Raw genomic sequence first — 13,181 nt, 5'->3', positions numbered from 1 at the left:
AGCGATTAAAGCGAAGTGCTCTGGTACCCGATAATATCTGTAAGTGATAGAATAACGATTGAGAAGGATGTGAGTTCATGCGCATTGAGTCTGCATATACATACTGGAGTCCTGTAAAACGGTTGAACGCTGAATCAGCCCAAGGAGGATTTGAACAGCTGCTCCAGAAGAGCACGAAGGAAGAAGAGGGCAAGGGAAAGCTGATAACCGTAAGGGAAGGCGGTTATTTGCGTCAGTATATGGTTCGGCCGGATGGAAGCAAAATGTTATTAAGCGAGACGAAGCAGTACGAGAGTGAATCCGCCGCCAGTTCATCAAACCTATCGTTGTCGTTGCCTCGGGCAGGCGGAGGAATGGGCCTTAACACCAAGGACGCCCTTGATCTGCTCTGCCTTCAAGCTGGGGTGGTCGGTACCCGTTCTAACTACAAGGTATTTGATATAACCTAAAATGAAAATGGCAGAAAAACATACTGGTAACAAATTGATACTTGCTGTATAATTCTCAGTAAGTCTTGGTTGAACGTGAGATTTTTCATTGTATTCCAGTCTAATTTCAATTATTTTGAAAATAGATGTATTTACATGAAAGGATTCATGCTATAATTTCAATACATCAACTAAGCTTATAGGAATTATCGGTCAATCAGAATATTGCATGACAAAAATAAAACATGAATATGGATCTTCGGGGTAAGGTGAAATTCCTAACCGGCGGTGATGGTTCGTTCCGGCGTGAACGAAACTCAGCCCGCGACTCGCTGCATGCTGGCACGAACAAGTATGCAGCGACTGACTTGGTGCAAATCCAAGGCCGACGGTAAAGTCCGGATGGGAGAAGATCAAAGATGAGTTTGCCGTGGATGCGAAATTTTCCATTCGGGCGCAGGCTTATTTGATCAGCCCCCGTAACGTCGACATATGTCGATGATGGGGGCTTTCTGCTAGTAAGACCTCCGTATTCAAGACAGGAGAGGGCAAGATGAGTAATATGAATACTGGAGTCAAGGTGAAACCCTTTGGTTCCGACGCACAGGCAAGTCGACGTTTTAAAGGAGGGTTTTGGCTCGTCGTATTGGGAGCCGCCCTGTGGGGCGTAGACCCGTTATTCCGGGTCATTCTGCTTAAAAATCTGACTTCGGCTCAGATCGTTTTGCTGGAACATATCATCATTTCTCTGATCGCAATCCCTGTATTGTGGAAGAACCGCGAGGAACTAAAAGGCCTTGGCTGGAATCATGTCGGCGCGCTGCTGTTTATATCCTGGGGCGGCTCGGCATTGGCTACCGTATTGTTTACGATGGGGCTGTCGAGCGGCAATCTGAATGCCGTCCTGCTGCTTCAGAAGCTGCAGCCGCTGTTTGCCATCATTCTGGCCAGCTTGCTTCTGAAAGAGAAGCTTCCGCGCCATTTCGGGATTCTGCTCATCATCGCTTTGGCGGGCACGTATTTACTGACCTTCGGTTTAACCTTGCCGATTGGCCATTGGAACGAGTTTATTCAAGTTGGCAGCCTCTTGTCCTTAGGCGCAGCAGCGCTGTGGGGCGGTTCAACCGTCATGGGGCGCCTGATGGTAGGCAAACTGAAATACGAGACGGTAACCTCACTGCGTTTCGTGCTGGCACTGCCGCTCCTGACCGTCATTACATGGAGCGAGGGGGCAACATGGAATATGCCAGCCTGGAATACCGGGGCATTTGCCTTGGTATCGCTGAACCTGATCGGCCAGGCATTGCTGCCCGGTCTCCTGAGCCTGCTGGTTTATTATAAAGGATTAACCACGACCAAAGCCTCTGTGGCAACACTTGCGGAATTGAGTTTTCCTATGGTTGGCGTGCTCATCAACTGGATTGTATTCCAGCAAATCGTGACAGGTCCTCAGCTTCTGGGATTCCTGCTGATCTGGATCGTGCTGTTTATCATATCCAGACAGCAATCCGAGGCTTCTCCACAATTACAGTAATTTCATTAGTGCTTGCAGATAAGCCGATCCGAATTGGATCGGTTTTTTTTGTCGTTACAAAGTTATTCCAATGGGCCTGCCTGGCGAAAGGATCATTTTTTCGAAAGATGTGTAGGGTTTTCGAAATTATAGGTGTCTTATATAGTAGCGCCTGATCTATGGCTTGGTTCAACCAGAGGAGACGGTTATTAAGGGGGGGGAGGATCCATGGAGGATCGAACATTGCTGGATGGGCTTGCGAGGAAAGATCCGCGATGTTTTGAAGCATTGGTTGACCGCTATTCACGCTACATAGCCGCGGTGGTCGCTAAGGTGGCAGGCGGGCGGTTTAATTCCTACGATGTGGAGGAAATAGCCGGTGATGTCCTCGTTAAGCTGTGGACAGACGGGCACAAAATCATCCTGCGCGGAGATAGTCTTAAGCCTTATCTGGCCATATCCGCGCGTAATCATACCTTGAATGCCTTGCGCAAAAGACAGCGGGTCATTGAATCCGAATTGGAGGATGATTCCGTATTTTGTCCCTCTGCGGAGGCATTGGCTATTCTCCGTCAGGAGAAGGAAACGATAAGCGGCATGGTGCAGGGGATGGGCGAACCGGATCGTGAAATCTTCATCCGCAGGTACTTCTATTTGGAGAAAGTCCGCGATATTGCAAGCAGGCTGAATATGCAGGAGAAAGCCGTCACCGCCCGAATCCGCCGGGCAAGGGACAGACTGCGCATTCATTATGAAACCGAGAACCCGTAGGATTTTCTATATGGACCGTGTCTATAGGAATGAAGCTTCAAATCGATAGCGAAAGGGGATGGATGCAAGTGAAGCGGCGAATTGTAGATATTATGGCCAATATCGACAATCAGGAGCTGGAGGATCTCCTCCTTACGGAGGAAGAGGAACGCGAGTTGACGCAGAGGATCGATATGGAACGAATCAAGAGCAATGCGATGAGCAAGATTCAAGAGGAGGAACCTATGGTGTACAAAAACAGGAAAGTGAAAAAATATAAAGCCAGTATTGTTATCGCTGCCGCGATGATCATGATACTTAGCACGACGGCTTTTGCGAGCCAATATATGGATAGCTTGAAGCAGTTCTTCGGTCAATCCGCGTCCATCGCGGAAGATGAACGATCCCCTATACAAGGAACGGATACTGTATCCGGGGTGACCATGAATGTTGAAGAAGGAGTTTATGTCGGCAACAGCGGTTATTTGGTGGTCAGCTTTACGAAAGAGGATGGTACGCCATTCCCCGCGGGTGTTTCGATACCCGGACTTGAGTTGAAAATGGAACATGATGTGAGTTATATGGTGGGACAGCAGCTTCTTGACGATAACAAAAAGCTTGTCGGCGTATTTGAGATGGATGCGGCGAATGATCTCGACGGGCTAAAAGCACGGATCACAGCCGATCAAATCACAGCGGCGGACGACACCCAAGCTGTTGAAGGGCCATGGGATGTTCAATTCACCATTTCTCCTGGCAAGCAAAGAGAGCAAAGCCTGAATCTGGCGATCGATGAGAATGAGGAGGCACTATCTCTCAGCACCATTAGTGTTTCTTCCATCGGTGTGGCTATCGAAGGCAAGCGTACCGACGGTGAGCTGGATAAACTACCGGAATATACGCCGGAGGTTAAGGTGATCGCTGCGGACGGATCCGAAATGATGCTTCGTGTTAGTTCGACCAGTACGACAAAGAGCGGGTTTCAGTGGCTGTATAATTTGGACAGCAAGAATAACCTCGTTTTTCTGGGAGATATGGACATCAAAAGCATCAGCATTGACGGCAACGTGACAGAGCTGAAGTAAATATAGAGGTGGCAGGGGGAAACCTCAAGGGGCAGAAGCGAAGACTTCTGCCCTTTATGCATGATGAAATACCTCAGTAGGAAAGGAATCCGAAAGCCGTGAGAGCAGTGGGCCAAAGCCTGAATGCCCTCTCGGCTTTTTTTTGAGGCTTGGGATGGGAATTTTATAAATGAGAGAAAAATGTATTGAAATTGTGGAAAACGTCCATTAAAATAAAACCAACTACCATACTAGTTATACTAGTATGGTGAAATATGACTCTCTACATAGGTGAGAGAAGCAGCTGGATCACTTTGTTAGTCTAACGTTCAAGATACGGGAGTCTATTTTTTAAACGAACATTGTAAGCGCTTAATATTGGAGGAGGGATTAATAGAAGGCGGGACATTACCCTGCCGTAACGGTTACAGCCTGCCTATAGCCACAATAAATGAAAGCGATTTCCTGGGTTTATTGAATGAAAGTAGATCATGAAACACGGCCGTATTCCAAGAATGAAGAGGTGTGAGAAGAGGTCGTACGGATTGGAGTGAATAACGTTGATGGAGCCAAAAGTTGCAAATCATTCCTTGCCAGCCGTGAAAGCGGCCAAGAAACCACCCAGACTTAAAACCGTTGCTGTCCTCGTCCGGAAGGATTGGCAGTTGTATTCCCTATTGATATTACCGGTGATGTACCTGCTCATTTTTAAATACGGACCGATGATTGGCAATGTGATTGCTTTCCGGCGATTTATGCCCGGAGGCAGTATCTATGGGGAGAAATGGGTAGGAGTGCATTATTTCAACATGTTTATCCATGACCCTGCGTTCTGGAATGTGTTCAAGAACACCCTGCTGCTCGGTGCGTTATCCCTGCTCTTTACGTTCCCGGTCCCCATCATCTTTGCACTGCTGCTGAATGAGGTGAAGAGCAAGCGATTCAAGAAATTCGTCCAGACGGCTTCTTATCTCCCGCACTTTCTGTCCATCGTTATCGTTGCCGGGATGATCCTGCAATTAACGTCGGTCAATGGCTCCGTTAACTCGCTGCTGGAGTTTTTTAACGGAGAGCGAATCAATTTCATGCAGCGGGCCGAGTGGTTCCGGACGATTTATATATCTTCGGAAATCTGGCAGGGCATGGGCTGGGGAGCGATTCTGTATCTGGCCGCCTTAACGACGATTGATGAATCCCTGTACGAGGCGGCTAGGATTGACGGGGCCAACCGCTGGAAGCAAACGCTGTTTGTCACGATTCCGGGCATCCTCCCGACAATTGTGACGCTGCTGATTCTGAATATGGGAGCGTTCCTGGCGGTAGGGTTCGAGAAAATATTGCTGCTGTACAATCCGGTCATCTATGAGACGGCCGACGTTATCTCGACTTACTTATATCGGGTCGGTCTCGTATCCAACAACTTCAGTTATGCCACAGCCATCGGACTGTTCGAGTCCGTGATCGGACTTATATTGGTCTTCTCCGTGAATGCGATCTCGCGAAGACTGACGGATCGAAGCTTATGGTAAGGAGGGAGCGTATATGAAGGAGTCAAGATCCTATAAGGTGTTCAAAGTGTGTAATGCCATCATCCTGCTGTTCGTTGTCTTTATTACGCTGTACCCCTTCCTGAACGTAGTCGCTCAATCCTTCAGCAGCGAGTCGTATATCAACTCAGGGAAGGTCAACCTGATTCCCAGGGGCTTTAATATCGATACCTACAAAACCGTGACCAAAGACGCCATGTTCTGGACGAATTACAAAAACACCGTCGTTTACAGCGTGGTCGGCACCGCGATCTCCATGTTCTTAACGACGATTTTTGCGTATGCCTTATCCAAGAAAAGGCTGTTCGGCCGCAAGTTTCTAACGATGTTTGCCGTATTCACGATGTTCTTTAACGGTGGGCTGATCCCGAACTATGTACTCATTAACAGCTTAGGCTTCAGCAACTCGATCTGGGCCATCGTAATCCCGGGAGCCATCAGCATCTACAACATGCTCATCATGAAATCCTTTTTTGAAAATATGCCGGAAGAGCTGGAGGAAGCCGCGGCCATTGACGGCCTGAACACCTACGGCATGCTGTTCCGGATCGTGCTGCCCTTAAGCAAAGCGGTCATCGCGACCATGGTCCTCTTCTATGCCGTCGGGCACTGGAACTCCTGGTTTCCGGCCTTTCTGTACCTGGATCAGAAGGAGCTCTTCCCGGTCACGATCTATTTGCGGAACATGATAGCGGGCGCGACAGGCGTGACTTCCGCCGGTGCTACCTCGGCCGATAATCTGACGCAGATATCCGCCAATATCAAATCGGTGACCATGGTGCTGACCATTTTGCCGATATTGACGATTTACCCGTTCGTGCAGCGTTATTTCGTAACCGGCATCATGCTGGGCTCCGTCAAGCAATAGGAAGGATCATCCGATTGGCCATTATTGAAATTTTGGGAGGAATAGGAACATGAAAAAAAGTCCTCGTTCGTTTGCTGGCAAAGCTTTATTGATATCATTGATTGTTGCGGTATTGGCGGCGTGTACCGATAAAACAGGCGGCAAAGAGGCCGAGATTCAGGATAAGGGCGCCATGGAAACTTACGCGGTAGGCGATACGTTCAAGGCAACGGAGCCGTTCGATCTGTCCATCCTCTACAGTGACCAGCCGGCTTATCCTTACAAGCAGGACTGGATGCTTTTTGCTAAACTAAAAGAAATGACAAACGTGACCTTGAAGCCGACGATCGTGCCGATGAGCGATTACAGTCAAAAGCGCAGCCTGCTGATCAGCTCCGGCGATGCGCCGCTGGTCATTCCGAAGACTTATCCCGGGGAAGAATCCGCGTTCGTGGCTTCCGGCGCGATTCTGCCGATTAGCGATTATATTGATCTGATGCCGAATTTCAAGGACAAGATCGAAAAATGGGATATGGAAAGCGAACTGGAGGGACTTCGCCAGGAGGACAAGAAATATTATGTGCTTCCAGGCCTGCATGAGGCGGTATGGCCGGACTATACGCTGATCGTGCGCACGGATATTTTCGAGAAGCATAACATCGCGATTCCGACCACCTGGGATGAGCTGTATACGGCCATGAAGCAGTTGAAGCAGGAGTACCCGGACGTTACGCCGTTCTCCGATCGCTTCAAATTCAACAGTACGCTGAACATCGCGGCTACGGGTTTTGGCACCAAAGGCGGATGGGGCTTCGGCAGCGGGCTTACGTATAAGGAAGATTCGGACGAATTTGTGTATACAGCGGCAACGGATGAATATAAGGACATGCTGGCTTACTTCCATAAGCTGGTGGACGAAGGACTGCTGGACAAAGAGAGCTTTACCCAAGATGACGACCAGGCCGTGCAAAAGTTCGTGACCGGCAAATCCTTCATCATTAACGGCAACTCCCAGACCGTGGTCCAGCACCGCAATGATATGGACAAAACGCTGGGCGAAGGAAAGTATGCGATCAGCAAAATCACGGTTCCCGGCGGCCCGGCAGGCCAGTTGATGTCCGGCAGCCGACTTGAGAACGGGGTCATGATCTCTTCCAAAGTGAAAGAGAGCGAGCACTTTAAAGCCATCCTGCAGTTTATCGACTGGCTCTATTACAGCGACGAGGGACAGGAATTCGCGAAGTGGGGCGTCGAAGGCGTGACGTATACCAAGGAAGGCGGCGTACGCAAGCTGATGGACGACATTAACTACAACGGACTGAATCCGAAGGGTACAAAGGATCTGCGGATCGAGCATGGATTCTCGGGCGGGGTGTTCGCTTACGGCGGTACGACCGAGCTGCTTCAATCCATGTTCAGCGAGGAAGAGCAGCAGTTCCAGAAGAGCATGAGCGAAACAAAAACGGTCGTGAAGCCGGAGCCGCCGATTCCGTATTCGGTCGAAGAACGCGAGCGAGTGACGCTTTTGAGCACGCCGCTGAAGGACTACACGGATCAGAACACGCTGAAGTTCATTCTGGGCGACCGCGATCTCGCAGAGTACGACAAGTTCGTGAAAGAGCTGGATAGCCAGGGCGTGGGACAATACCTAGAAATTGCAAATAAAACGTATAAAAATTATAAAGAGCAACAATAACCAACGGATCGACAGGCTGCCGTTTCTTTATGGAAAGGCAGCCTGTTTGTAGATTCGGACGGTCGCGATGATCCAGCCATGTTGACGACAAGGAGGTTGTTCTAAATTGAGCGTGATCGTTCAAGACGTAATCAACCGATTAACAGAACCAGCGGGACGCCTTGAATCCACGGTGGACAGGATTGTAGCCGGAAGCGCGGATGCCGTCGTTCACGGCATTGCTGTCACGTTCGCCGCTTCACATTCGGTTTTGCAGAGAGCCATACAAGCGGGAGCAAATCTTGTGATCACCCATGAGGGGGTCTTTTACAGCCATCATGAGGATGGGGTGGAAGGAATACAGGCGAGCCCTGTATACCAGGATAAAATAGGCCTGATCGAATCCGGCCATCTGACGATTTACCGATTTCATGATGGGCCTCACAGGTATGTTCCCGATATGATTACACAGGGATTGGTTCAGGCGCTGGACTGGGAACCATATATCGATAAGTATCTTCCGACAGCGGCTATTGCCACGCTGCCCGGAGAAATGACGGTTCAGGATATTGCAGAAGATATAAAAAGAAAGCTGAATCTTCCGTATCTTCGTTATGTCGGGAATCGAAGCGGAACATGTTCCAAAGTCGGCATTGCCGTCGGCTACCGGGGCGGCGGGTCGCACGCCATTCCCCTCTGCGTGAATGAGCGGCTGGATCTTCTTATTGCCGGCGAAGGCCCGGAATGGGAGACGCCCGAATACATCGGCGATGCAGCGGCCCAAGGCCGGAACACGTCCATGCTCCTGATTGGCCATGCCGCCAGCGAGGAGCCCGGTATGGCCTGTGCGGCCAAGCTGCTCCGCAAGCTTTTTCCGAGGATTCCCGTACATTATATACCGCCCGTGCCATTGATTCAGGTAATATAGAGTGAGGAATCACTTCAACAGTGATCGGAAGAGCCATCCGCATATGAAGCGGTGATATCAGCCGATGCTTATAACGTAAGCAAAGAGAACATAGAGCATAGGAGAAAGAGGTAACGATATATGTCAACAGAGCAAAAGATTAAAGGCTCTACCAGGGAGTATTCATATCAGCTGCTGAAAGACCGGATATTCCATCTGGAGCTGGAACCGGGTACGAAAATCTCGGAAAAGGAAATTGCGGATGAATTAAACGTCAGCCGAACGCCGGTCCGGGAAGCGTTCATGAAGCTTGCCGAGGAGGAACTGCTCGACATCATTCCGCAAAGCGGGACAATCGTATCCCGTATTAATCTCAGGCATGTTGAGGAAGGCCGATTTATCAGGGAGAAGATCGAGAAGGAAATTGTGGCGCTTGCCTGCGAAATTTTCCCCGAAGAGTTCCGTTTCCGTCTGGAAACCAATATTGCGCTCCAGGACGTATGCGCGGAAAACCATAATTTCTATAAGCTGTTTGAGCTGGATGAGGAGTTCCATCAAATTCTGTTTGAGGGTACGGGCAAAGAACGGACCTGGAAGATGCTGCAGCAATTGAACATTCATTTCAACCGTCTGCGGCTGCTTCGCCTGTCCAAGGATTCGAACTGGGAGCATATCATTTCGCAGCATAAGGAAATGTATCAGCTGATCGTCAATAAACAAGCGGAGCAGGCCATGAAAGTGATGGAGCGTCATCTGCGTCTTGTCGTTGTGGAGCAGGATATTTTACGCGAGAAGTACCCGCATTATTTTATTTGACAAGCGATATCATGTATCTAAAACAATGACCCGCAGGAGAGTCACTTGGGATCAAGCGACCTGCCTTGCGGGCCATTTTTCATTAGATCGATCTGCGGATGACACGGTCAATAATTTGGGCCACATGGGATGGACCTTGCTCCAGATCCTGCTGATCCAGGGTAACCCAGGAGTGTTGTTCATCCATATCAAGGGATCGCTGGAGCCAGCCTGATACCCCTCTGCCTCTGCGGTCGACTTCGACCAGAATCGAAATCCCGTCCTGCTCCGGATAGAGGATCAATTCAAGCTCTTTGATATGGCCGGCATAAGAGGAGCCAGGATAAAATTCGATTTCTTGCACAAAAGGAACGCCCTGGCCTAATCTCGGGTGATATTCGCATGTTGCCATTTTGAAGCTGAAGCCAAGTCCTTCCACGGCGTCAAAGACAACGGATGCGCCTGCATTCGGTTCAACGTCGATAAAATCACGGTCCTTCGGATCGATGGCATTATCGATATCGAGGCCGGTATGGATCCATACCGGCTGCCGCGAAATGGTGAGCGGTGTTTCCAGCGGCAGAGGAAAGGAGAAGGGGATTTCCTGCTGATTGCCAGGCTTTAACGTGAGGCGGCTTGAGACATTGATTTTGGCAAGGGTATAGGATTCTATGTACTTCTTGTCGTCGCTTTCCCTGGTATATTCCGTCATCAATTTCAAGTAAATGCGGTCAACCGTCTGTTCTACGTTCCCTCCCTTAATGTGAATGACGCCGCGTACTTCTTCACCCGGATAATAGGAGGATTTTTCGAGATGCGTATCGATCTGGGCAGCTCCAATTCCTACACTGGCTAGCATTTTGTTAAAAAACGACATAAAAGATACCTCCATATGTGAATGTATGATAATGGAATTATACGCTGGAAGATCACCTCTGGTTTCCGAATTGCAAAAATATTTTTTTGCGGTTTTACGCGGCGAAGATATTGACGTCAAGGAAGCAGAGGATCACCGATGACATCGGGAAAAAGAACACGGATCGTTAGCATTCGCAGGTTCGGCATGGTATATTGGACACGATACCATGAAGGATGGAGAAATCAAGGCATGAGTGAACAACGACGTTCCGGACAAGGAACCAAAAACAACAAATCAACTGCATACGGAAAGAAGCCGGGTGAACGGGCGGCAGCCAGCCAAGCTGGGGCCAAGCCGGCTTTTAAGCGTGAACATAGGAAGAACAGGGATCCATTATCGGCTTCATCGTATTCTAAGTCGAAACCGTCTGATAAATATAAGCGAGAAGTGCATGGGCCAAGGCCAACATCCGGACGTGAGCACGCGGATGAACTGCAAGCCGGCGACATGATTGTCGTTACAATCAAACGGCTTGGGATTAACGGAGAGGGAGTCGGTTATTACCGCCGTAAGGCGGTGTTTATTGACGGAGCGATCACGAATGAAGTGGTCAAAGCCGAGGTAAAAGAGGTTCAGCCTAAATTTATCAAGGCACAGCTTCTGGAAGTGGAGAAGCGTTCGCCTAACCGGATTGAACCCCCTTGCCCGGTATTCGGCATCTGCGGCGGCTGCCAAATTCAGCATATCTCCTATGAGGGACAACTGCAGGCCAAGACGGATATTGTGCGTGAGGCATTCAGCCGATATGCGGGACGTGATGATGTGAAGTTTAAGCCGATCCTCGGGATGGAGCACCCATGGGATTACCGGAATAAAGCGCAGCTGCAGCTGAAACGGAAGGGCCATGAAGTAATCGCAGGGCTCTATGAAGCGGACAGCCATACGATCGTGGACATTAGCGGCTGCCCGATTCAGCATCCGAAGGTAAATGAAGCCGTGGAGAAGGTCAAATCCGTCCTCGAAGAATTACGGATTCCGCTTCACAAAGAGAATGGAAACAAGGACGGCGTACGGACAATTGTGGTCCGTCACGGCTTTCAATCCGGGGAACTTCAGGTGACGCTGGTCACGGCCGGAAGCAAGCTGCCGAGGCAGGACGATCTCGTTCGCATGCTGCGCCTTACCATTCCGGAGGTGAGCGGGATTTCACTCAATATCAATCCGAAGAAAACCTCGCTCATCTTCGGAGACCGGACGATCTCGCTGTGGGGAGCCGAGAGCATGCAGGAATCGCTGAGCGACCTGCAATTCTCGCTGTCGCCAAGAGCCTTCTTCCAACTGAATCCGCAGCAGACGGTCAAGCTGTACGAGTCGGTCCGGGCGGCAGCCGGATTGACGGGGAAGGAAACCGTCATCGACGCCTACTGCGGAACCGGCACGATCGGGCTGTGGCTCGCTCCTTATGCCCAAGAAGTGCGTGGGATCGAGACGATCCCTGAAGCCGTCGAGGATGCCAAGGCCAATGCGCAGCGAAACGGACGGGCCAACGCAAGCTTTCATGTCGGCCAGGCAGAGGAACTGCTGCCGCGCTGGGTCAAGGAAGGCATGAAGCCGGACGTCATCATTGCCGACCCGCCGCGTACCGGCCTGGATCCGCGCTTCCTGGAGACGGTGCTCCGCACCAAACCGAAGCGGTTTGTGTACGTATCCTGCAACCCTTCGACCTTGGCGAAAGATTGCAAGGTGCTGCTTGACGGCGGTTATGAGCTCGATTGGGTGCAGCCGGTCGACATGTTTCCCCAGACAAGCCATGTGGAGGCGGTAACGTTGTTGGTGAGGAAAGAATAGACGAGATGTGTCAGTGTCGCTAAAGCGAAAAGCAGAGTTACACAGAATCATTAGTATTAAATGAAATGCACCCGTAGACGTAAAGTGCTGTGTGTTGATGATAAGAAGGGAACGTGCGGTGCTGTTCAAGGCTCAGAAGTTAATGGAGGATATAACAAACGCCCAGTCAATTTATTATTTAATAAGTTAAAACTAAGTTTGTAATGGTATGAGGGGGAATCTAACTTGGCTAAAGAATTGTCAACAGAACAACGTGAAGGGCTGCTCCATACATTGAAAGCTCGTTTTGAGAAAAATATGAACCGCCATCAAGGTCTGGAATGGGCTGACGTACAAGCAAAGCTTGAAGCAAATCCTGAAAAACTGTGGTCACTTCATGAAATGGAGATAACTGGTGGGGAGCCGGATGTTATTGGCCATGGCAACCAGACGGGCGAATACATTTTTTATGATTGTTCAGCTGAGAGTCCAAAAGGCCGCAGAAGTATTTGTTACGACCGTGAAGCGCTGGAATCAAGGAAAGAACATAAACCGAAGAATAGTGCTGTTGAAATGTCAGCCGCCATGGGCATTGAGCTTCTATCGGAAGAACAATACCGGGACCTGCAGAAGTTTGGAAATTTCGATGTGAAAACATCGAGCTGGGTGGTAACACCTGCCAGTATTAGAAACCTTGGCGGGGCAATCTTCTGTGATCGCCGCTACGACACTGTCTTTGTGTACCACAATGGAGCGGAATCATACTATGCTGCGAGGGGATTCCGTGGCTCGCTAAGGGTCTGAATTTTATAGGGGTTTAGATAGTGTACGGAAGGACAAATAGATGAGAAGTTTTGAAGGAAATATCAAAGAGGAGCGGAAAGCTCCTCTTTTTCGTATAAAAACAAAATAACCTACCTGACGGGAGGTTTTCTGTAATATCATTGTTTATGCAATTGTAACACGGTT

Annotated in this window: 12 protein-coding genes and 1 riboswitch; of the genes, 11 read left to right on the top strand and 1 reads right to left on the bottom strand. The window is 49.6% G+C overall.

Annotation, left to right across the window (positions count from 1 at the left end; genetic code table 11):
• Nucleotides 1-77 precede the first annotated feature (77 nt).
• From ACETK5_RS25370 to ACETK5_RS25330, 9 genes are all read left to right on the top strand, one after another.
• Nucleotides 78-449, top strand: a complete 372-nt coding sequence (locus tag ACETK5_RS25370; RefSeq protein WP_394058575.1) for a hypothetical protein — start codon at nucleotides 78-80, stop codon at nucleotides 447-449.
• A 230-nt stretch (nucleotides 450-679) separates the two neighbouring features.
• Nucleotides 680-846, top strand: a riboswitch (FMN riboswitch).
• Between the two features lie 135 nt (nucleotides 847-981).
• A complete protein-coding gene (locus ACETK5_RS25365; RefSeq protein ID WP_326115492.1) occupies nucleotides 982-1,962 on the top strand; it encodes a DMT family transporter in 981 nt (326 codons plus the stop codon).
• A 207-nt stretch (nucleotides 1,963-2,169) separates the two neighbouring features.
• Entirely contained in the window at nucleotides 2,170-2,712 is a 543-nt protein-coding gene (locus ACETK5_RS25360) for a sigma-70 family RNA polymerase sigma factor (RefSeq protein WP_394058573.1), read from the top strand.
• A gap of 29 nt (nucleotides 2,713-2,741) precedes the next feature.
• A complete protein-coding gene (locus ACETK5_RS25355) occupies nucleotides 2,742-3,776 on the top strand; it encodes a hypothetical protein (RefSeq protein ID WP_394058571.1) in 1,035 nt (344 codons plus the stop codon).
• 542 nt (nucleotides 3,777-4,318) lie between these two features.
• Nucleotides 4,319-5,284, top strand: coding sequence for an ABC transporter permease (locus ACETK5_RS25350; RefSeq protein ID WP_326115490.1), 966 nt, complete (start codon nucleotides 4,319-4,321; stop codon nucleotides 5,282-5,284).
• Between the two features lie 13 nt (nucleotides 5,285-5,297).
• Complete coding sequence (locus tag ACETK5_RS25345) at nucleotides 5,298-6,170, top strand: carbohydrate ABC transporter permease (RefSeq protein ID WP_326115489.1); 873 nt, start codon at nucleotides 5,298-5,300, stop codon at nucleotides 6,168-6,170.
• 49 nt (nucleotides 6,171-6,219) lie between these two features.
• Nucleotides 6,220-7,845, top strand: coding sequence for an ABC transporter substrate-binding protein (locus ACETK5_RS25340; RefSeq protein ID WP_100540652.1), 1,626 nt, complete (start codon nucleotides 6,220-6,222; stop codon nucleotides 7,843-7,845).
• A gap of 106 nt (nucleotides 7,846-7,951) precedes the next feature.
• A complete protein-coding gene (locus tag ACETK5_RS25335) occupies nucleotides 7,952-8,752 on the top strand; it encodes a Nif3-like dinuclear metal center hexameric protein (RefSeq protein ID WP_326115488.1) in 801 nt (266 codons plus the stop codon).
• Nucleotides 8,753-8,872: 120 nt separating this feature from the next.
• A complete protein-coding gene (locus tag ACETK5_RS25330; RefSeq protein WP_326115485.1) occupies nucleotides 8,873-9,547 on the top strand; it encodes a GntR family transcriptional regulator in 675 nt (224 codons plus the stop codon).
• 82 nt (nucleotides 9,548-9,629) lie between these two features.
• Here the strand turns inward: ACETK5_RS25330 and ACETK5_RS25325 are convergent, their stop codons facing one another.
• Nucleotides 9,630-10,403 (bottom strand): sporulation protein, encoded by a 774-nt coding sequence (locus ACETK5_RS25325; protein WP_326115483.1) that lies wholly within the window; start codon nucleotides 10,401-10,403, stop codon nucleotides 9,630-9,632.
• A 231-nt stretch (nucleotides 10,404-10,634) separates the two neighbouring features.
• On the opposite strand from ACETK5_RS25325, the gene rlmD reads away from it, so the two are divergent.
• Together rlmD and ACETK5_RS25315 are read left to right on the top strand one after the other, a co-directional pair.
• On the top strand, nucleotides 10,635-12,233 hold the full coding sequence (gene rlmD, locus ACETK5_RS25320) for a 23S rRNA (uracil(1939)-C(5))-methyltransferase RlmD (protein ID WP_394058566.1): 1,599 nt from the start codon (nucleotides 10,635-10,637) through the stop codon (nucleotides 12,231-12,233).
• 225 nt (nucleotides 12,234-12,458) lie between these two features.
• Nucleotides 12,459-13,016 carry a DUF4256 domain-containing protein gene (locus tag ACETK5_RS25315; RefSeq protein ID WP_394058562.1) on the top strand — a complete coding sequence of 186 codons (558 nt, stop codon included), beginning with the start codon at nucleotides 12,459-12,461 and terminating at the stop codon, nucleotides 13,014-13,016.
• The last annotated feature ends 165 nt before the right edge of the window (nucleotides 13,017-13,181 follow it).

The organism is Paenibacillus ilasis, assembly GCF_043195395.1.
Lineage (GTDB): Bacteria > Bacillota > Bacilli > Paenibacillales > Paenibacillaceae > Paenibacillus_AQ > Paenibacillus_AQ lautus.
Note: the sequence above shows the minus strand (reverse complement) of the source record. Positions and strands in the feature narration are given on the sequence as shown.